This is a genomic window from Novosphingobium sp. (assembly GCF_040398825.1).
Lineage (GTDB): Bacteria > Pseudomonadota > Alphaproteobacteria > Sphingomonadales > Sphingomonadaceae > Novosphingobium.
In genome coordinates this window covers 49,987-71,361 of the sequence record NZ_JBBATI010000015.1, presented here as the reverse complement: position 1 = coordinate 71,361, position 21,375 = coordinate 49,987, and the positions used below count along the sequence as shown (strand labels likewise).

General features: G+C 63.0%; 13 protein-coding genes. 5 read left to right on the top strand and 8 right to left on the bottom strand.

Going from position 1 to position 21,375, the window contains the following annotated elements; genetic code table 11:
* Positions 1-251 precede the first annotated feature (251 nt).
* From ABWP89_RS09600 to ABWP89_RS09585, 4 genes are all read right to left on the bottom strand, one after another.
* Positions 252-5,489 carry a hypothetical protein gene (locus tag ABWP89_RS09600; protein WP_353228889.1) on the bottom strand — a complete coding sequence of 1,746 codons (5,238 nt, stop codon included), beginning with the start codon at positions 5,487-5,489 and terminating at the stop codon, positions 252-254.
* Positions 5,490-5,552: 63 nt separating this feature from the next.
* Positions 5,553-6,659: a hypothetical protein gene (locus ABWP89_RS09595; RefSeq protein WP_353228888.1), complete on the bottom strand. Its 1,107-nt coding sequence runs from the start codon at positions 6,657-6,659 to the stop codon at positions 5,553-5,555.
* A gap of 90 nt (positions 6,660-6,749) precedes the next feature.
* A complete protein-coding gene (locus tag ABWP89_RS09590) occupies positions 6,750-7,226 on the bottom strand; it encodes a hypothetical protein (RefSeq protein ID WP_353228887.1) in 477 nt (158 codons plus the stop codon).
* Positions 7,227-7,237: 11 nt separating this feature from the next.
* A complete protein-coding gene (locus ABWP89_RS09585; protein WP_353228886.1) occupies positions 7,238-8,212 on the bottom strand; it encodes a hypothetical protein in 975 nt (324 codons plus the stop codon).
* Between the two features lie 328 nt (positions 8,213-8,540).
* Between ABWP89_RS09585 and pstS the strand changes: the two genes are divergently transcribed.
* Genes pstS through phoU form a run of 5 tightly spaced genes read left to right on the top strand, consistent with a single transcriptional unit; the run spans position 8,541 to position 12,931 of the window.
* The gene (gene pstS / locus ABWP89_RS09580; protein ID WP_353228884.1) at positions 8,541-9,578 is read left to right on the top strand and encodes a phosphate ABC transporter substrate-binding protein PstS; all 1,038 of its coding nucleotides are present in this window, start codon (positions 8,541-8,543) and stop codon (positions 9,576-9,578) included.
* 8 nt (positions 9,579-9,586) lie between these two features.
* Positions 9,587-10,549 carry a phosphate ABC transporter permease subunit PstC gene (pstC, locus tag ABWP89_RS09575; protein ID WP_353228883.1) on the top strand — a complete coding sequence of 321 codons (963 nt, stop codon included), beginning with the start codon at positions 9,587-9,589 and terminating at the stop codon, positions 10,547-10,549.
* The gene (pstA, locus tag ABWP89_RS09570; RefSeq protein ID WP_353228881.1) at positions 10,546-11,421 is read left to right on the top strand and encodes a phosphate ABC transporter permease PstA; all 876 of its coding nucleotides are present in this window, start codon (positions 10,546-10,548) and stop codon (positions 11,419-11,421) included. Before pstC ends, pstA begins: the two co-directional genes overlap by 4 nt.
* Before the next feature lie 35 nt (positions 11,422-11,456).
* Positions 11,457-12,230, top strand: coding sequence for a phosphate ABC transporter ATP-binding protein PstB (pstB, locus tag ABWP89_RS09565; protein ID WP_353228914.1), 774 nt, complete (start codon positions 11,457-11,459; stop codon positions 12,228-12,230).
* A gap of 23 nt (positions 12,231-12,253) precedes the next feature.
* Positions 12,254-12,931, top strand: a complete 678-nt coding sequence (phoU, locus tag ABWP89_RS09560; RefSeq protein WP_353228880.1) for a phosphate signaling complex protein PhoU — start codon at positions 12,254-12,256, stop codon at positions 12,929-12,931.
* Positions 12,932-13,076: 145 nt separating this feature from the next.
* Here the strand turns inward: phoU and ABWP89_RS09555 are convergent, their stop codons facing one another.
* From ABWP89_RS09555 to ABWP89_RS09540, 4 genes are all read right to left on the bottom strand, one after another.
* Positions 13,077-15,944 carry a DNA methyltransferase gene (locus tag ABWP89_RS09555; RefSeq protein ID WP_353228878.1) on the bottom strand — a complete coding sequence of 956 codons (2,868 nt, stop codon included), beginning with the start codon at positions 15,942-15,944 and terminating at the stop codon, positions 13,077-13,079.
* Between the two features lie 61 nt (positions 15,945-16,005).
* Entirely contained in the window at positions 16,006-18,414 is a 2,409-nt protein-coding gene (locus ABWP89_RS09550; RefSeq protein ID WP_353228876.1) for a TonB-dependent receptor, read from the bottom strand.
* A gap of 191 nt (positions 18,415-18,605) precedes the next feature.
* Positions 18,606-20,918 (bottom strand): DNA topoisomerase IV subunit A, encoded by a 2,313-nt coding sequence (gene parC / locus ABWP89_RS09545; protein WP_353228874.1) that lies wholly within the window; start codon positions 20,916-20,918, stop codon positions 18,606-18,608.
* Positions 20,919-21,004: 86 nt separating this feature from the next.
* Positions 21,005-21,337: a 2Fe-2S iron-sulfur cluster-binding protein gene (locus ABWP89_RS09540; protein WP_353228872.1), complete on the bottom strand. Its 333-nt coding sequence runs from the start codon at positions 21,335-21,337 to the stop codon at positions 21,005-21,007.
* Between the last annotated feature and the right edge of the window lie 38 nt (positions 21,338-21,375).

The window sequence follows — 21,375 nt, the reverse complement described above, 5'->3', positions numbered from 1 at the left end:
ATGCCAGCGATGCTGACGCACCTCTGATCAGGGTTCGTGACTCTCGCGCCCATAATCCTCTCCGGACCGGGGGGCCGGCGAAGCTGGTGGAGGGGCCTCTGGGACTAGATGCAACCGAGCCAATGATCACCCCATCGACAGCCCGGAAGCCCGTATTTCGGAGTTTTTCCCGGCCGCAAGGCCCCTCCACCGCCTTTCAGGCGGTCCTCCTCCCCGTTCCGGGGAGGATATGAGGGCAGTGGGGTTGGGCATCACCGCACCGGCGCGCGCACCTTGTTGTCCAGGCCCAGGAAGCCGAAAGTGCTGGTGTCGAATTTCATCCGCAGCGTGGCGAACACCCCCTTGGTGGTGGCGTTGGCGGCCGAAAAATCGGCATCGTGATAACCTTTGAGGTTATAGCCGATCATCATCAGCACATTCTTGGCGGGCACAAAGCCGATGCTGGGCCCGATCGAATAGTGCGTGGTGTGGTCGGTCGGATTGGTGATCACCGACGCCGCGCCGCCGATTTCCAGACGTTCACCCAGCCCGATATGCGCGGTCACGCCGGCCATCAGCGTGGTCCCGCTCAGGTTATAGCCGTCATAGGCATCGAAATTGCGGCGCACCGCAGCAAACAGGCTGACCTCACTGCGTTCGACAAATTCGTCATCCTGGCGCCCGCGCGGGGTCCAGTCGGCAGAGGCGGAAACGATCAGGCGGCGGGCATGCGCATCGCCATTGGCCAGCCCGGAAAATCCGCTGCCCGCGCCGGCCGTGGCCAGCGACGGCACGGTGCTGCCGGTGCCGGTCTTGCCGGCCAGCGCATAATCGCTGCGGTATTCGGCGCGCGCCAGCCAGGCCCAGGGCGCAAAGTGCGGCCGCCACGCCAGCGCCACCGTGGCATCGAACACATCGGTGATCGCACCGGTGGTGCCGACCGCATGGGTCCAGGTCAGCCCCGATCCCAGCATTTTGCCATCGCCCAGCTGCCGGATCGCGCCGGCGGTCAGCCCGTGGCGGCGCGACAGTTCGCCATTGCGCCATTCGCCGCGCATGGTGGCGCTCCACAGATCCTTGCGCCAGGCCAGCCCCAGCGTGACCGCCGTATAGTTTTCGATCAAGGATGTGGTGGCAATGCCGCTGCCGGTAAAGCTGCCGGTGGTGCTGGTGCCCACCGCGCCGCCGCCCGTCAGCATGCTGGACGATGCGCCCGACAGCCCGGTGACCGCCGATGACAGCCCGGCCAGCGACCCGCCGCTAAGCACCTTGTTGGTATCAACCGTCGCATCCACGGTCAGGTGACGGTTCAGCGCAAAGCTTTGCGACAGGCCAAACGCGGCAAAGCTGCGCTGCGCGTTTTCGACAATGTCCTGTTGCCCCACGCCCGCGGTCAGGTGCCCGCCCTGCCACGGCTGCGCGTCGATGCCCACCCGCCCGGTGCGCGTGCGCAGTGCGCTGCTGTTGGCCAGTTCATAGCTGCCCACCAGTCGCGTGTGGCTGTTGAGCGCATAGCGGGCGCCAAACGTCACACTGCCGGGCAGGCTGGCCGCCGCCGCGCTGCCCAGCGGGATCGCCGTGCCCGCCGACAGTTCCAACCGGTTGTTGAGGAATTTGCGCGTCACGCCGGCATCGATGGTGGTCGAATTGCCCGAACCTGTGCCATCGTGCTGCGACAATGTGGTCATGCCCAGCGTGACCTGGGTCGCCTTGTCGCGGTATTGCAGTTTGAACGCCGCCTGTTTGCGGTTGTCGATGATCCCCAGCCCGTTGTCGATCCACACCGACCCCGACAAGGCCAGTTTGTCATTCAGTTTGCGGCGCGCGTCGATGCCGGCGCGGCGATGGCCCAGCTGCGTATCGCCGGTCTGCCCGACCCCAAAATTGCGATCGGCGCTGCGCACATAGGCCAGCACATCCAGCAGGCGATCATGGTGCTCCTGTTCGATCAGCCAGGCACGCGACACCATCCCGGCCATCGTCGATATGCCGCCTTCGGCGCGCAGTTCGGTGGTCGGCGTGATCAGCAGTTTCAGGTCGGCGGCGACTTCGCTGCTGCGCGCTGTGGTGCCGCCCATCTGCGCGGTGTCGGTGATCACCGTGGTGCCCACGCGCAGGCGTTTGTCGCGGGTGGTGAAATCCGCGCGGCCTGCGCCGACAAAGCTGTTGGCGCCGGCCAGCGTCGCATCGATGTCATAATCGATCACCGCATATTGCGGGTTGAGCCCGCCATCGCGCGCCAGCAGCGGCTGTTTGAAGGTGATCGTGCCCGACAGCGGATCGATGGTATAATCGGCCCAGGGCGTCAGCGGGGTGGAGCTGAGCACCACATCGGGGCGGGTATGGTCGCGCACCTCGATCGTGACCATCTGGGTGTTCATCAGGATCGCGTTTGACGACAGCGGATAAGGGCCAGACAGGCCGTTGCCGGCAATTTCATCATGGCGGTGCGTGGTCGATGTGCGCGCGGCAAAGCCCTGCAAATGCACTTTGCCCGCCTGCCCCACGGCCAGGTTCGCTTCGGATTTCAGGCCGGTGGCGGTGCGGTGGAATTGCGCGAGTTTGGTCTGGTTGAACCCGGCCTCCACATCGCCGAAAATGGCGTAGAAGGTGGCGGTTTCGACGCGCACATACAGCTTGTTGCGGCTGGCGGCATCAAACCGCCGGCTGCTGCCATCGCCATAGACGGTGTAATAGGCGCGCGGGTCGATGGTGCCCATCACGGTCTGGTCCGATGCCTGTTTGGCGCTGTCATAGGCCATGGTCAGCAGAAATTTGCCCAGCACGCGCCCCTTGGCATAGAACGCAGCACGGGCGTGCTGGCCCAGATCGCTGGAAATGCGGCCGGATTTTTCCATATTGTCGGCGATCATGCGCGCGCCAATGCTGCCTTCGGCCAGGCCGATCAGCGTCCAATCCACTTTGCCCGGCTTCACCCAGCCTTCCAACGCCAGCGCATGGCGCTGATCGTTGTCGACAAACGCAAAATTCAGCTGCAGCGCGCCGCTGGCCATGGTCGGCGCCAGTTCGATCAGCGCGACGCCATCGTCGCCCCGCACCGTCCAGTGCGGCGTCTGCCGGCCCAGGCCGGACAGCGCGCGCGCCTGCATCATGTCGACCGAATCTGCGCTTTCATAGGGCGCAGAAATCGCCAGATCGCCCAACAACCCGGCATGCACCGGCCGGCCATTGCGATCGACCACGCGCACCGCCACCACTGGCCGGGTACGGCCATCGGCGATCAGCATAGTGCGTTCGGGCACGATTTGCGCGCTGAACGGCACATTGTTGAAATGCACAGGTCGCGCCAGGTGCGCGGCCAGGCTGCCATCGGCATTGCGCACATCGGCGGACAGTTCGGTGGTTTCGCCATCCAGCGGCACCCCGCGCCAGATCGACACGGCAAAGCTGTGATCGGCCGGAACATCATCGGTATCGCGCATCAGTTGCGACACCGGTTTGCCATTGGCAAACAGATTGACGACCTGGCCCATGGCGTGGCGGATGACCACGCGGATCGCCGGCGAACGCGGGTTGTGATCGGGCGCGGGAAACAGGATGGCGGGCGGGCCATTGCCCTGCGCCAGCCAATCGGTATCGGCACCCGCGGCCAGGCGTTCGGCACGGTTGCGATCGCGGTCACGCGCATGATCGTCCCGCGCGCGGTCGCTTTCCCCCGCAACATCGCCTTTGCCCGCATCTGCGGGTGGTGCGGCCATCGCCGATGCCGGCAGCACCGCATGGAAATTGGCCACCAGCAGGCTGCCGCCCTGGCCGACCACAAACCGGCTGATGGCGCTGCCAGCGGCGCGTGTGCCGCCGCCACAGGCGACGAACTGGCCGCCATCGGGCAGCGTTTCGCCGGCCACCTGCACCACGTGCGATCCCGGCACCAGACCATCGAAATGATAGCGGCCATTGGCGTCGGTGATGGCAAAGCTGCCGTCCTCCAGCATGACGCGCACGCCAGGCACGCCCCGGTGCGGGCCGAACCATGCACAACCATGATCTGTGATCTCACCCACCAGGGTCATCCGCGCGGTCAGGCCGTCTTCGATGATCCGCACCAGCGCGCTGGCGCTGGCGCTGGTACCGGTCACATCGGTGACGGTGGCGGTGTTTTCGGCACGATCAGACCCGGCAGCGGCGCGCACCGACGCGGCATAGGTCACCACGTGGGTAGCACCATGCGGCAATGTGCCCAGCGCCAGCGTCAGCGATGTGCCATCGGGCGAAAACACCGCATTGGCACCGGCCGGTACGCCGTCGATCCGCACCGAACCCTTGCGCAGGCGCAACAAGGGCGATGGCAGATCGACCAGTGTGACCCCGCGCATCGCGTGGGCGCGGTCGGGGTTGGTGACGGTGACGGTATAGACCACCAGGTCCCCCGGCTGCGCCTGGCTGATCGAAGCGATCTTGGTGATCCGCGCCGGGCTGACCGGATGGTCGACCGGGATGTCGATCTGCACCGGTTCGTTCCTGGCCAGCGTAAACCCGGCGCCATAGGACGCCGGGCCGATGTTGAGCGCGCTGCCGTCGCTGCGTTTCAGCCCGGTCAATTGCGCGGGGCTTAGCCGCGATGGCGCCGTATAGGGCGATGGTGGTTTTATATCAATGCGATAGCTGCCAATGGCGACCTTCGGGAAACTGTACATTCCGGCGTCCATGATATGCACCACGCCCGCACCATCGGTCACCGGCTGCCCCGACAGCATCGTCGATGGCCACAGCGTGGCACCATCGGCGCCATAGACCGTGGCGGGCTGACCAGTGGCGGTATCGATGATGGTGACGGTGGCACCGTTGACCGGGGTGCCATCATCGCTGGAAAACACTTCGCCGGCCGGATCGGCCAGCACGGTGATCGTGGCGGTGGCGGGCGCTATGATGTTGCCGGGAAATTCGGGCTGGATGGTGATCGTGTCGCCCTTGCCCACCGACAGCACGCAATCGCCGTGCACCGGTTGTGGCGGGATCGCAGCTGTGGCGATCGATCCGGCAAACAGCCCGGTGTTGGCGGCGGTTTCAGACACCACCAGCACTTCGTTGTCGCCGCTGGTGGTGGTGATGATCACGGTAATATGGTCGATTGCCGCCGGGCCCAGATTGGCCTGCGGCATCGACACGGTGAAATAGAATGCTTCACCGATGCTGACCGCGGTGGCGGGAATGACGGTGGTGCTGGCCATGCCAGCGGGCGAAGCGCGCGCGCTCAACGCCAGGGGAGACGCGACAGAGGAGGCGGTGGCCTTGCACTGTGGCGCCTGAAAAGTCAGGACGGACGAACCATTCTGTGATGCCAGAAAGGTTTCAACCGTGACCGGAATGATTTCTTTGGTAATCGTCACCGTGTTGGACGCAGCCGTCGCCGTCTGGCCCCCCACGGGCCAGCTTGCATAGGCGGTATTGGAAATGGCCTGACCCTGCGCAGTCGCGCCGCACAGCGCAACCAGCAGACACAGCAATCCCGCCACCGCTTTTGACCAAAGCGTGGTTTTTCGCATCATCGTGACGAATGAAGCCGGGGGGCATACCCGCAGCATTGCCGATGCCCCCCGATCGCTCCCTGCTTAATTAATGGTTACGCGGAAACGCATGGCAATCGCGCCACCCGCCGACACGTTGTTGAGCGTGCCGTTGATCGTGCCATTGTTGCCCGATGTCGCCGCGGCAAAGCTGCTGTTGGCGCCGGAATCGAGCGTGCCGGTACCGCAAGTGCCGGCGCTGTACGTGCTGTTGAGGTAGATGCCATAAGCGGACAGGTAGGTTACCGTGGTCGGCAAGGGGTCGCTGATGGCCAGTGCGGTGGTTGGCGCACCGCCGGTCGCGTTTTGCACCACGACGCAATATTCCATCGTCGCACCCGGGATCGCCTTGGGAAAGGACGTGCCGTTGACCGGATCGCTGATGATGGTCGACAATTTCGACAGCGTCAGCACCGGGGCATAGACCGTAAAGTCACCCTTGGCCGAATATTTGCCATCGTTGGCCGAATCCGAAACGCCCGCGGTGTCGTTGAACACCGTCTGCACCGTCCCCGGAATCCATGCCGCACCGTTGCTGTTGGTCAGCAGTGCGCCCTGGGTTGACGATGTACCGCCGAGTTCGGCCGATGCGGTCAGCACGATCCCAGAAACCTGGGTGTTGGTCACGGTCAGCGGGACATTGGCCAGCGCAAAGATGGTCTTTGACGTATCGGGCGCGACTTCATCGACCCAGGTGATTGCCGCGTCGCCAGCATCAAAGACACCGTTGCTGTTGGTATCGATGTAATAGGTGATGCCCGACACATCAAAGGCATCGGTACCGCTGTGCTGCGCTGTCGCACCGGTCGCCTGGTTGACCCCGGCCAGTGCAAAGTCGAGCGTGTCGTTCGAATTGTTGGTGAGGGTAAAGGTGTCATAGGCGGCCGTTGCCGGCAACAGCGAACCCTGCCCCGGTGTAACCGTTGTGGTTGCACCGACGTTTGCCAGGGTAAATGTCACCTTGCGGTCGACGACGACAGAGTTCGACGTGGTGGCCGCGGTCTGGGCAATGTTGCTGACAGAATAGCTGATCGACGCGGTATTGGTAATCGTGGTGCCGGCAAGGGTGCCCGTCGCATGCGCAGACGTCGCCCCGAACGCAGCAAGCACAGCCGTGCTCGCCACGCCCAGCCATTTGCTGGTGTGCTTCATTGTAATCTCCATTGGTTCAGTTACTTAAACGGTTGTCCGCATCCCCGAAAATCACCCGCAGACAAAAGGGTCGGTGTGGTGGTGCGCTGATCAGCGCACCACGGCATGGTATTCCAGCGTGCCGGTCGCGCCGGGCGCGATTGCCGGGATGACCCAGCGCACGTGGGTGACATCGGCGCTTTGCGCGGAACGCGGCGCGGCGCCGGGCTTGGCGACGGTCAGCTGCGCCAGCGGCCCCCACGTCTTGCCGCCATCGACAGACACTTCGAACGAATCGCCACCGGCAGTTTCCAGGGCAACCGCCGATGGAACCGGATTGGTTACTATAAAATGGTCAACCGGCTTGTCGCCGGTGTTGCGATAGCTGGTCATGAACACCAGGTGGTTGCCCGGAACGACCTTTTGCGGCGCGACCAGTTCGTGGCGCGTCAGGCCCTTTTCGGTAATCACCTTGTCGAGCCTGATCGTGCTGTCGAGCGAAACGGCGCCCGGCGCGGCCAGCGCCAGTGCCGGCGCGGCACCCAGGACCACCAATGCCGCCATCACACCATGGGAAAATTTGCGCATGTTCAATATCCTCAGTTGATTTTGACTTTAAAGGAAATGGTCTTGTCCGGGCTGCCCCCGGCGACATTGCCGAGCTGGACCGTTATGCCGCTGGCCGACGCCGCACCGGCATCGCTGTCAGCGGCGTCGGAAAGCGGCGATCCGGCCAGCATGATCGTACCGGGCTGGTAGGTCGTGCCGGCGGGAAAGGCGTCGGTTACCGCCAGGCTGTTGGCCGTGCCAGACCCGGTGGCATGCACCAGGATGCTGTACAGCACCATCGCACCGGGAACCGGATTGGTTCCACCATAAGGGTCGCTGATGGTGGCCGATTTGGTCAGCGTAACCGTGGCCAGGCTGCTGATCAGCCCGGCCAGTGCATTGGCGGTACCGCCCGATGCGCCGACCACGGCATCGACACCGCTGGTGCCCTTGCCCGCGAACACCGTGCCCGGCGTGCCAGAACCGATCGTGGAAACCGCGGTCAGCCGCACTTGCGATGTTTGCGCATCGGTGGCGGCCGGCGGCGCGGCGGTGACCAGAAAAACCTTGATCGACGCGTCCGGCGCGATCGCCTGGCTGGCGGCGCCATTGGTGATCACCGTGTCGACCCCGGGATCATAGGTGCCGTTGCCGTTGGTATCGATCGCGACCGTGCGCAATGTCGCGTTGAATCCATTGCCGGCAACATTGGGCGCGCCGGTCAGATCAAAGGCATCGCTGCCATTGCCAGTGTTGGTAACCTGATAGACCAGCACCGCATCCGCCGTGCCGACCGTAGCCGGCGCGGTGGTCAGCGCGGTGACCGCGACCCCGATCAGCTGATCCACCTTGACCGACACGGTGTTCGACTCAATCGTGGTGGTGCTGGTGCCGCTGGAAAAGGTCGCGCTGGCGGTGTTCTGAATCAGCGTGCCGGCGATAGTCCCGGCGGCCCATGCCGACGGGGCCGCCGTCAGCGCGAAGGCCACGGTGCCCGTGGCCAGAAGGTTGTTTATCCGTCTCATGGTTAATGCGTATAATTGCGTGTGGTTAAGAGGTGGTTATCCCTAACCCGGTGTTGAAACTTTCTTTGCCAGTGCGGATGGTGGCCACCGGTGCGACGGTATGTGCCACGCCCCAAATGGCCGCAGCGCGGCGCAACCGTGGCGATCGTGCCGCCATCAATCTATCCTGCGGGTTTCACTGATGTGACACATCCGCCAGCTAAGGTTTCCTGCTCTTGCCTCAGTTGGCCGGAACAAGTACCGGAAGACCGCGCCAACCCCATGCCCCCCGCCCTGTTCAGGGGCAGACGTTTCTTGCGAATTTTCAAGAGCCAAAAGGGATCTTATGATGTTCAAGCAAATCATGATCGGCGCCGGCCTGGCCGTGACACTGACCGGCGTTGCCAATGCCGACAGCTTTACCGGTGCAGGATCAACCTTCGCGGCCCCGATCTTCACGGCGTGGGCGCAGGGCTACAAAAGTGCCAGCAACAATGAAATGAACTATCAGGCGATCGGTTCGGGCGGGGGCATTCGCCAGATCGAGGCCAAGACGGTCGATTTCGGCGCCACCGACAAACCACTGCAATTGGCCGATCTCAACAAGTTCGGGCTCAGCCAGTTTCCCACCGTGGTCGGCGGCATCGTGCCGATCGTCAACCTGCCCGGCGTCAACCCGGGCCAGTTGCACCTGACCGGCGATGTGCTGGCCAACATCTTCCTGGGCCGTATCACGCGCTGGAACGATCCGCAGATCACGCGCATCAATCCGGGTGTGAAACTGATCGGCCTGCCGGTGACGGTGGTCCACCGCTCCGACGGTTCGGGCACCACCTTCGTGTTCACCAGCTATCTGTCGCACAAGAGCCAGGCCTGGGCCAACACCGTCGGCGCCAACGATTCGGTCAACTGGAAAACCGGGCTGGGCGGCAAGGGCAACGATGGCGTGGCCGCGTTTGTCAAACAGACGCCGGGTTCGATCGGCTATGTCGAATATGTCTATGCGCGCAAGGACAAGGTGACGCTGGCGCTCGTGCAGAATGCCGCCGGCAAGTTTCCGCAACCCAATGTCGGCGCCTTTGCCGCTGCCGCCGCCAGCGCACCGTGGGGCAAAGTTCCCGGCAACTATATCATGCTGGTCGATCAACCAGGGCAAAACGCCTGGCCGATCAGCGGCGCGACGTTTGTGCTGGTCCCGCGCAACCCGGCCAACCCCGGGCGTACGGCGGCCGTGCTGCGGTTTTTCGACTGGGCGTATAAAACCGGTGACAAGACCGCGATCGCGCTGGACTATGTGCCGTTGCCCGGCCCGGTCAAGGATCTGATCCGCCGCCAGTGGTCCAATGAAATCAAGACGGGCGGCCGGCCAGTCTATAACGGCAAATGATGTCAGCCATGGCATCTGCGGCATCCCCCGATCACCAAACCTTGCCGGGTGCCGCCGCCAAACCGCGCAACGATACCGCGTTCCGCTGGCTGTGCCTGGGGGCCGTGCTGGCGATGATGGCGGCGCTGCTGGGGCTGGTCGGGTCGCTGGTTTCGGGCGGATGGTTGGCGCTCAGCCATTTCGGCATCAGCTTTTTCACCACCAGCACGTGGGACCCGGTGGCGGACCAGTATGGTGCCGCCGCGCCGATCGTCGGCACGCTGGTCACCGCGTTTCTGGCGCTGGTGCTGTCGCTGCCGGTGGCGGTCGGCGTGGCGGTGTTCCTGGTCGAAATCTGTCCGCAGGGCATCGCCCGCTGGCTGGCGATCGCGGTCGAACTGTTGGCGGGCATCCCATCGATCGTATACGGCATGTGGGGCCTGTTTGTGCTGGCGCCATGGTTTGCCGCCAATATCCAATTGCCGCTGATGATGGCGGCGCAACCCGGATCGTGGCTGGAATCGTTTATTTCCGGCGTGCCCAATGGCGCCAACATTTTTACCGCGTCGCTGATCCTGGCGGTGATGATCCTGCCCTATATGGCCGCCATCCTGCGCGAATTGCTGATGTCGGTGCCATCGCACATGCGTGAAGCGGCCTATGGCCTGGGCTGTACCCAGCGCGAAGTGGTGGTGCGGATCATGCTGCCCTATGTGCAGAAAAGCGCGATCGGTGCGGTCATGCTGGGGCTGGGCCGCGCGCTGGGCGAAACCATGGCGGTGACCTTTATCATCGGCAACAGCCACAATTTTCCGCACAGCCTGTTTGATTCAGGATCGACCATTTCATCGACCATTGCCAACGAATTTACCGAGGCGACGGGCGACATGCATCTGTCTGCGCTGGTGGCGCTGGGGCTGGTGCTGTTCATGATCACCTTTGTCACGATCGCGCTGGCACGGCTGCTGCTGGGCCGGGGAGGCACGAAATGACCGTGACGGCATCCAAACCTGCCAATTTCGACCGGCGGCTGCATCGCCGGCGCAAGATCTACAACTATGTGTTTCTGGCGCTGACCGGGATTGCCACCGCGATCGCGCTGATCGCGCTGGCGCTGATCATGGAAACGCTGGTGGTCAAGGGCCTGGCCGGGATGAACATCCAGGTGTTCACGCTTAGCCAGCCGCCGCCGGACATGCCGGGCGGGCTGTTGAACGCCATCGTCGGGTCGCTCATCATGTGCGCGGTGGGCATGGTGATCGCGCTGTTCATCGGCATTCTGGCCGGCACCTGGCTGGCCGAATATGGCGATGGCACCCGGCTGGCCACGGTCGTGCGGTTTTTGAACGACATCCTGATTTCGGCACCGTCGATCCTGATCGGGCTGTTTGTCTATGAATTGCTGGTGCGGCCGTTCCAGGGGTTTTCCGCTGCGGCCGGGGCGGTCGCGCTGGCATTGCTGGCGATGCCGGTGGCCACCCGCGCGACCGAGGACATCATGCGGTTGCAGCCCTATGCCCTGCGTGAAGCGGGGATGGCACTGGGCGCCAACCGTGGCCTGGTCATCCGGTCGATCATCTGGCGCGCCAGCACATCGGGGCTGATGACCGGCGCGCTGCTCAGCTTTGCGCGGATCAGCGGCGAAACCGCGCCATTGCTGTTCACTACGCTCGGCAATCCGTTTCTCAGCTTCAGGCTGAACCAGCCGATGGCGGCGCTGCCGACGACCATCTTTCAATTTGCGATGAGCGCCTATGACGATTGGCAGCGGCTGGCCTGGGCCGGCGCGCTGATCATTGCGGTGACCGTCCTGACCACCAATATCCTGGGCCGTGCCTTGACGCGGGGGAGCACGCAAAAGTGACTTTTGAAGAACCGAACCGCGATATCCCGACCGTGATGATCCCGCCGCCGCAGGGCGACCGGGTGATCGATGTGCACAATCTGGATTTTTTCTATGGCAAGAACCAGGCGCTGTGGGGCATCGACCTGCCGGTTGCGCGCAACAAGGTTACCGCGCTGATCGGCCCGTCGGGGTGTGGCAAATCGACGCTGCTGCGCACGCTCAACCGCATTTATGACCTCTATCCCGGGCAGACCGCCAGCGGCGAGATCATGTTCGATGGCGAAAACATCCTGGATCAGGCCAAGAATTCCGAACAGCTGCGCGCGCGGATCGGCATGGTGTTTCAGCGCCCGACGCCGTTCCCGATGTCGATCTATGACAACATTGCCTTTGGCGTGCGGCTGCATCGCAGCGTGGCGCGCGCGGAAATGGACGAGATTGTCGAACGGTCGCTGGTGCGCGCCGCGCTGTGGGACGAAGTGAAGGACAAGCTGGCGACGTCCGGCCTTGGCCTGTCGGGCGGGCAGCAACAGCGGCTGTGCGTGGCGCGCGGGATTGCCATCAATCCCGATGTCCTGCTGCTGGACGAGCCCGCCTCTGCGCTTGACCCGCTGTCCACGGCAAAGCTGGAAAGCACGCTGATGGAGCTGAAAGATTCGCTGACCATCGTGATCGTCACCCACAACCTGCAACAGGCGGCGCGCATTTCGGATTACACCGGGTTCATGCTGCTGGGAAAAATGATCGAATTTCGTCCTTCGTCCGACGCATTCGTGTCGCCCGAAACCAAGCAGATGCAGGATTACATCACCGGCCGGTTCGGTTGACGGCGGCGCAGGAGGCAACGGCCATGCAGCACGATCACACTCTTCGCGCATTTGATGACGACATGGGTCAGCTGGATGCGCTGATTGCGGAAATGGGCGGCCTGGCGGAAAGCCAGATCCGCGAAGCGATCGAGGCGCTGCAATATGGCAATCACGACCTGGCGAGCGAGGTTATCGCGCGCGACAAACGGCTGGATGCGATCGAGGCAGAGGTGGAGCGGCTGGCGATCCAGCTCATTGCGTTGCGTGCGCCCGTGGCCAGCGACCTGCGCCGGGTGGTGGCCGCGTTCAAGATTTCCGGGATGCTGGAACGGGTGGGCGACCATGCCAAGAACATCGCGCGCAGCACGCTGAAAATTCAGGATTTCCGCTTTGGCCCGCTGGCCCAGGTGCCTGCCATTGCCGAAATTGCCGAAGGGATGATCCATTCCGCGCTGGATGCCTATGCCGCGCAAAACGTGGGTCTGGCCGAACATGTGGTGGCGCGCGATGACCAGGTCGATGCGCTGTACCGCGAACTGATCCGCAACCTGATCGACCACCTGCACGAACAGGCCGCCAACGTGATCACCGCCACCGAACTGCTGCTGGTCGCGCGCAACATCGAACGCATCGGCGACAACGCCACCAACGTGGCAGAGGCGGTCTATTATGCCGCCACCGGCACGGTCATGCCCGACCGGCACAAGGTGGTGGAATAAGGCATCGCGCCTGAACAGAGCCCCTCCCCTTCAGGGGAGGGGCTGGGGTGGGGGCCGTGCCCATACGCCGAGCTATCTGGACAGGCCCCACCCCCAGCCCCTCCCCTGAAGGGGAGGGGAGCAAGAAATCTGGCACGTTGCGAAATCATGCGCCATCCTTCGCCTTTCGCGCGTTGCGCCGGTTGCGCGCCACGCCCAGCCGTTCCAGCGGGTTTACCAGCGCCTCATAGCGCCCGAACAGATGTTCCACCCGGTCACGATCAGTGGCGAACGGCGCCGCGCGATACAACCGGTCCACCGCCAGATCGAGCGCGGTGTGCGCGCGGCGCAGGTTGCCGGGCATCGTGTCCGGATCATAGAGATCGGCAAGGCTGGACGTGGTATGCACCGCGCGGGCGTCAAGCACGGCCTGCGCCAGCGCCTCAACTTTCGCGCGTTGGGCGGGCGTTGTGTCGGGCCATGGGAAAGTGTTGTAATTCAGTCCTATTCCGTATTGAAAATCGCTTTTCAATCTGCCCCCAATGTGCGCAGTCCAAGCCATATGTGCGCGGCTTGTTAATAGTCCAAACTCCCAAAGCGTTGCGTTCGGCAGCAATCGCAACTTATTACTTGGTATAGTTGGTGGCTCAAGCCAACCGAGGGGAATATATTCCCGCCTCTCTGAGCTAACCTCAGGTATTACCAAAAAAGGTGAACTCGGGATTACCTCTACGTTAAACCGACTGGGAGAATCTGCGAGTGCGAGCGTGCTTTTGCGCTGACTTTTTTTCCGAAAATCACGCACTGCTTCGAGACGCTCTCGCACATTTGTCATGCCCCGTAATTCAACAGGTGCTGCATCTTGCAGGGCTAGTATCCAGCGCTCTCCACCATTAATAAAATCTTCCGCACCGACAAAGCGACGCATCCATCGAGCCGCGCCTGGCTCACCGGCTACAAATTCAGACCGTTCCCGTGAAGTGAAAATAAGCGCTCCACCGTCAATTGGCTGGCTGCCGCTCACGAGCTTTCGAGCACCGTTTATTGGTCCGCTTTCCTCTTTTACCACCAGATGACGGTTTACGACCCCGTGACCATCGAACAAATAAGCGGTCAAACTAACATGGCGACTTTCGACCGGATCACCCTTGATACTTGGATAAGAAAACAGCCGCTTTTCAGATGTTTCAAAATTGTGGTGGGTAAACCCGATGATAACGACATGTACATGAGCTGCCCCTCTGGCCTCACTCCCCCAACTAAAAGTACGGTGCGCAAACTCAATCTCGAGTCCGTGCCGGTTGAACAATATCGGCCAAAGCTGTGCGACCTGTTCACCCTGCGTGATTGAATTGGTCGAAACAAAGGCGACGCGAATCGGGCGCGCTGATCGCTGATCGCTGATCGCTGATCGCTGATCGCTGATCGCTGATGAATTGTATTTAAAATTCAGCGTATTGGAACCAGAAATATAGGCGCCCGCCTTGATAAACCACGCCGCCACATAATCCAGCGTGCCCCCGCTGCCACCAAGCCCGGCAATGCGCCGCACTTGCGCGCGTTGAAACTCGCTCTGGTACTTGGCCCCCACAAACGGCGGATTGCCCAGAATGTACTTGCACCGATCAGGAGGCAGCAGCGTGGCCCAATCCGTTTCCAGCGCGTCGCCGTGCAGGATGTGCGCGGAATCCTTCAGCGGGATGCGGGCATAGTTCAGGCGGAATGCCTCGTTCAGCGCGTTGTTGGCGATATGGTCCATCATCCACATCGCCACTTCGGCAATGCGCGCCGGAAATTCCTCATATTCAATGCCATAGAACTGATCGACGGTCACCCGCGACAGCAGCGCGGCATCGATCTGCTGATCGGCATATTGCGCACGCAGGGCTTCCAGTTCCAGCCGGCGGATTTCGCGATAGGCGATCACCAGAAAATTGCCGCAACCGCAGGCCGGGTCAAAAAATGTCAGTCGGACCAGCTTTTCCTGAAATTTCGCCAGTTCACGTTCGCGCCCGCTGCGCCGCTGGATGATTGCCGCGAGTTCTGCCTGCAAATCATCAAGGAACAGCGGCCCAATGACCTTCATGATATTGGCTTCGGACGTATAGTGCGCGCCCTTGGCCCTGCGCTGTTTGGCATCCATCACCGATTGGAACAGCGATCCGAAAATGGCGGGCGACACGCCCGACCAATCGTGTCGCGCCGCATCCAACAGATGATCGCGCATCGCCTGGGTGAAATGCGGGGTACGCACACGTTCGCCAAACAGGCCGCCGTTGACATAGGGAAACGCGTTCAATTCCGCCTGCAGCGTCGATTGCCGGGCGTTTTCCGGCGTATCAAGCACGTCAAACAGATCGTTCAGCACCCGACCCACATCGCTGCCATCGGGCCGGGTGTCATTTTCAATCAGTTGCAGGAAAATATCCTTTGGCTGAAAGATTCCGGTGTCATCGGCAAAGAGGCAGAACAGCAGCCGTACCAGCACTTGTTCAAGATCGTGACCCACATAGCCGGTGTCGGCCAGCGCATCGTGCAATTTGCCCATCAACTCCGCCGCCTTGATGGTGACGGCTGCCTGCGTTTCAAAACTGACCTTGCGGCCCAGCATGAAATCGAACGCCAGGATATTTTTGTGCAGATCGGCCAGCGCGAACTTCAGTTCACGCCCGGTTTCCAGATCGAGCAGCACCCACGTCTGAAAATCACAGGAAAGCACCCAGCGCGGTTGCTGCGTCGGGTGGACACCCTCGACATAATCAAGCGCCTGCCCTTGCGCCCGGCCAAGATCGAGATTGGCGCTTTTCTGTTCGACCAGCAACACGCCGGGCCAGAACAGATCGATAAACCCGTGGCGGTTGTTCAGCAGTTTTACCCGCTGTTCATAGATCGCCACCTGTTTGCGCTTGATGCCGAAAATTTCGAAAAATTCGTTGTAGAATGTCTGCGTCTGGCCGCGTTCGTAATGTGCGTGCTTCCAGTCATGGCTGAACGCCTTGGCGCGCCGTTTGATTTCGTCCCAACCTAGGCGCATGCAACCCCCTGAATTTGACTGAGCCTAACCGATGCCATGCCGGCAGCCAAGCTCCGCGCAATCAATCCGCGCGCCGTTCACCCTGACCAAAGCGCCAGGTGACCCCGGCCAGCAGCGCACGGCCGGGCGCAGGCGTGCGGAACTGTTCGGTCCCGCCGGTATAGACATTGCCGCCGAGCACGCCGAACGTGGCATAGCGCCGATCGAACAGATTGGTGACCGTGGCGAACAGCTCAAGCCCGGGCCACGGCATCAGCTTCGCATCCACCGCGACAAGCGCATAGCCGGGCACCGGAGGCTGGCGCGCAGCCTCATCGCCATGCGCCACCTGGTCCGACACCGCGGTCAGGTTGGCGCCCAGCCGCAGGTCACGCGCCGGTTGCCAGCGCATGGCCAGTTTCAGCGATTGCGCGGGGATGCCGGCGATGCGCGCGCCCGGCACGACCAGATCACCCTGCGCATCGACAAACGCGTCGCGGGTGTGCGCCGCGACATGGCCGTAACTGGCCGACAATTGCACCCGCGTCCAATCCGCGGTCAGCGCCAGTTCAAACCCCTGCCGTTCGGTCTGGCCCAGGTTGGCGAAATGGCCGAGGCCCGATGGCGCAAACACAAACTGGATATCGTTGGTGACCCGCGTGCGATATGCGGCGGCGTTGAAACCGATGCGGCGGCCGATGCGGCCCCGCACACCCAGTTCCAGACTGTGCGCCACCACCGCGCGCAGATCGGGATCACCGTTGAACCCGGTGGGCAGCGCGCAGGGTCGCGCCGGATCGGCACAGGCCAGTTCGATCGCGGTGGGCGCGCGCATCGCCTGGCTGACACTGGCGAACAGGCCGATGCGCGCGCGGGGATTCCAAGTCAGCCCCAGCGCGGGGTTAATGCGGGAATAGCGATGCGTGCCCACCACGGCATCGCTCTGCGGCCCGGCCAGCGCGCCATCCGGCACACCGGCGGTTGCCAACTGGCCGGTGGCGGCATCCCAGCTGTGCGCGCCCAGATAGGCCGGATTGTACCACATGGTGCCATCGGCGTCGGCCCAGTTGTAGCCGCCATCATCCCCCAGCAGCGTGGTGCGGGTGCCGCGCAGGCTGACCCGGGTTGACGTCCAGCTTAACGATCCGGTCACGCTCAATGTCGGCGTCAACGTGACCATGTCGCGCACAAACAGCGTGAATGCGCTGGTGTGCGATGTGATGGCAATGGTGTTCACGCGCGGGTCGGCGGGGACACCGGCATAGCGCGCGTTGGTGGTCAGCGGCACGACCTGGTACGCCACCAGCCGCGCCAGATCGGCATGCTGGTCATAGCCGATCGTTGCCTGTTCAAAGCTGCCACCCAGATTGAAATCGTTGCGCAGCCCGGCCAGCGGCACATCGCGATCGATCAGCACATTGCCGCCAACGCTGCGCTGGGCAATGCCCGATCCCACCAGCGTGGTGTTGATCGCGCCGGTATAATCGTGCAGCGGCAGCGACCCGGCATAGCCGGTGGCGGCATCGCGATCGATCGCGGTGCCGCCGGGGGCCAGCCCCGCGCAGGGCGCATCGCAACCATCGCCCAGGCTGGCATTGCTGTTGAGCGCGCGGGCGTCGGACCAGCGCAGATAGACATTGCCGCTGATCCCGAATTGTTCGGAAAACCGGCCGCCCGCCACAAGATTGGCCACGGTCTGGCGGTTGGCGACCGTGTCGGGCCAGGTATAGGCCGACTGCGGCTGTGCCAGTTGCGACACCGGCAGGCCCTGTGTGCCGTTCAGCGTCGTATCGGCGTGGCTCACGCTCAATTCGGCATGATTGACCGCGTCGTGCCAGCGCAGCTTGGCAAAGACCCGCGCGACGCGCGAATGCGTGTACCAGCGATAACCGTCCTGTTCGTCAAAATCGCCGGCAACGAACCAGTCGAATTGCTTGTTGGCCGCTGTGCCGCCGGCCTGCGCCATGGCCGCGCGCCGGGCGAACGATCCGCCCTGCACCGTCACCGCCGCACCGGGATTGTCGGCGCCGTTTTTGGTGGTCAGCACCAACGCGCCGCCCAGCGTGTTGAGCCCGAACAGCGGGTTTGACCCCGGCAGCACCGCCACCGAACCAACCGCATTCATCGCGATCAGGTCCCAGTTGACGTTGCCCCCGAACGGTTCGTTCAACCGCACCCCATCCTGCCATACCGACAGGCCGGTTGCCGCGCCCAGCGATGATGTCGCCTGAAACCCGCGGATCGCCACGTCATTCTGGTACGGGTTGCCGGTACCATTGCTGAGTGATGCCGAGCCCTGCGTCGCATCGAGCAGGTCGGCGAGGCTGGCGGGATGCTGGCGGTTGAGCGCATCGCCGCTCAGCACCATATCGTTGACCGGGCTGTCGCGCAGCATGACACGGTCCGCCGCACTGGGCGCGGTCACCACGATCGCGGGAGGGTCCTCCGCCGGCGCGGTTTGCGCGCGCGCTCCGATCGGCAGTGCAATCACCGCCAGCGCTGTAGCGATTAAACCGGGCCACCCCCCACCGTCGCCCCGGGCTTGACCCGGGGTCCCGCTGTCTTTGCCTTTGAACAGGCGTGGTCGCCATCCGGATTGATGCGCTGAGCCGCACGAAGCGGGTCCCCGGGTCAAGCCCGGGGCGACGTGGGGGGTCAGGTTGCGATCTGGACTACTTGAAATCACACGAATTTGTTGTCGCGCGGGAACCCGTTGGGGGGCAGGCGTCCGGCGGCGCCACGCGCGACTTTCCACGGCAACAGGTCTTTTTCGGTGCGCGTGCGGCCGCTGTCTCCGCCCATCGGCCACGACAGCCCGTCTTCGATGCGCAGGCTGATCGCATCGGCCATGCCGCCATCGCGATAGCGTTGCAGCGCAACCCCCTGCCCCTTGGCCAGCACCGGCACTTCGTTCAGCGCAAACAGCACCAGTTTGCGGTTGTCGCCGATCACCGCGACATGGTCGTGTTCGGGGGCGATTTCGCGCACCACCACCAGCTTGACGCCGGGCTTGGTTGCCACCACCGCGCGGCCCTTGCGCGTTTCGGCCAGCAATTCGTCCATTTCCGCGGCGAACCCGCGCCCGCTATTGGCCGCGAGCAGCAATTGCCCGCCCGCGCGCCAGGGCACGATCGCCACGATCTGCGCATCGGGATCGATATCCAGCAGCATGCGGATCGGTTCACCAAACCCGCGCGCGCCCGGCAATTTGTCTGCCCCGATGGTGTAGAACCGCCCGTTGTCGAGCGCGATCAGCAATTTGTCGGTGGTCTGTGCGTGCAGGGCAAACGCTGGGCCATCGCCCTCCTTGAATTTGAAATCGCCGCCGTTGCTGTCGCTGCCCAGCGGCACATGGCCCTTGGCCGCGCGAATCCAGCCGCGCTGCGACACCACCACCGTCACCGGTTCTTTTTCGATCATCGCATCCATGTTGAATTCGCGCGTCGGCGCGGCCTCTGCCATGGTGGTGCGCCGCCGGCCCAGCGGCGTATCGGGGCCATAATCCTTGCGCAGCGCGGCCAGATCGCGTTTCAGCCGCGTGCGCTGGCGCGCCGGGCTTTCCAGCAGCGCGGTCAGTTCGCCCTGTTCGGTCAGCAGCGTATCGCGTTCGCGGCGCAATTCCATCTCTTCCAGCTTGCGCAGCGAACGCAGCCGCATGTTCAGGATCGCTTCGGCCTGGCGATCGGTGAGTGCAAATTTGGCGATCATCACCGGCTTGGGCTCGTCCTCGTTGCGGATGATTTCGATGATCCGGTCAAGGTTGAGATAGGCGATGATATAGCCGCCCAGCAGTTCCAGCCGGTCGGCAATTTTGCCCAGCCGGTGCCGGGTGCGCCGCAGCATGATATCGATCTGCGCGATCACCCATTCCTGCAACAGCAGTTTCAGCCCCAGCACACCGGGTGTGCGCCGCGAATCCAGCACGTTGAGGTTGAGCGAAAAGCGCGTTTCCAGCTCGGTCAGCCGGAACAGCGATTCTTTCAGCAGTTCGGGATCAACATTGCGGCTTTTGGGCACCAGCACCAGCCGGATCGCTTCATCGGATTCGTCGCGCACATCTTCAAGTATCGGCAACTTTTTGTCCGCGATCAGGTTGGCGATCTGTTCGATCAGCTTGCCCTTGGCGACCATATAGGGGATTTCGGACACCACCAGTTGCCATTGCCCGGCGCCCAGCTTTTCAATGCCGGTGGTTTCCCAATCGCCATCGGCATCGCGCCCGGTGGAAAACCGCGCGCGCTGGCGGATCGAACCCTTGCCGGTTGCATAGGCCGCGCTGATCGCCGCCGCGCTGTCCACCACCACGCCGCCGGTGGGAAAATCGGGGCCGTGGAACACCTTCATCAATTCGCCGTGTTCGACATGCGGATTGTCGATCAGCAGCAGCGTGGCATCGACAATTTCGGCAACATTGTGGCTGGGGATCGATGTCGCCATGCCCACTGCGATGCCGGTCGCGCCATTGGCCAGCAGATTGGGAAACAGCCCCGGAAAGATTTCCGGTTCTTCATCCTCACCATTGTAGGTCGGGTGAAAATCGACCGAGCCTTCGTCCAGCCCGGCCATCAGCCGCACCGCGGTCATCGTCATGCGCGCTTCGGTATAGCGATAGGCGGCGGCGTTATCGCCGTCGATATTGCCGAAATTGCCCTGGCCTTCGACCAGCGGATAACGCAGCGCAAAATTCTGTGCCAGGCGGACCATCGCGTCATAGACCGAGGTATCGCCATGCGGGTGGTATTTGCCGATCACGTCGCCAACCACGCGTGCCGATTTCTTGAACGCGTCGGTGGGGTTCAGCTTTAGCTGGCGCATCGCCCACAACAGGCGGCGATGCACCGGTTTCAGCCCGTCGCGCAGATCGGGCAGCGACCGCGCGGTGATCGTCGACAGCGCATAGACGAGATAGCGTTCGGACAGCGCGGCATCAAACGGCGCATCCACGATGGCATCGAACGGATCGGGATCGGGCAAGGTCGGGGTATCTTTGGCCATATTGACGCGGACCCTATCACCCGCCCGCGTGGATACAACCGCCCGCGGGGCACGCGTCCGCGCTTATCCCGCAAAAAAGATCGCGATCAGCGCCCCTGCATGTCGCGCGATTCGCCGGGGATGCGCACTTCGATCCCGTCAAGATCGTCGGTCAGCGTGATCTGGCACGACAGCCGGCTGGTGCGGGTGACCCCGGCGGCCAGGTCCAGCATATCTTCTTCATCGTCGCTGGCGGCAGGCAGGCGGTCAAACCAGTCGGGCGCGATCACCACGTGGCAGGTGGAACAGGCCATCTGCCCTTCGCAGGTGCCTTCCAATGGCATGCCATGCGCCTGCCCCAGTTCCAGCAGGCGTGTGCCGGGCTGGCCGGTGACATCGCACCGGCGGCCATCGGTGGTGACGAAACAGACGCGGACCATCCGTATCAAGCTCCCCAATCGCATCATCGTTATCGGCC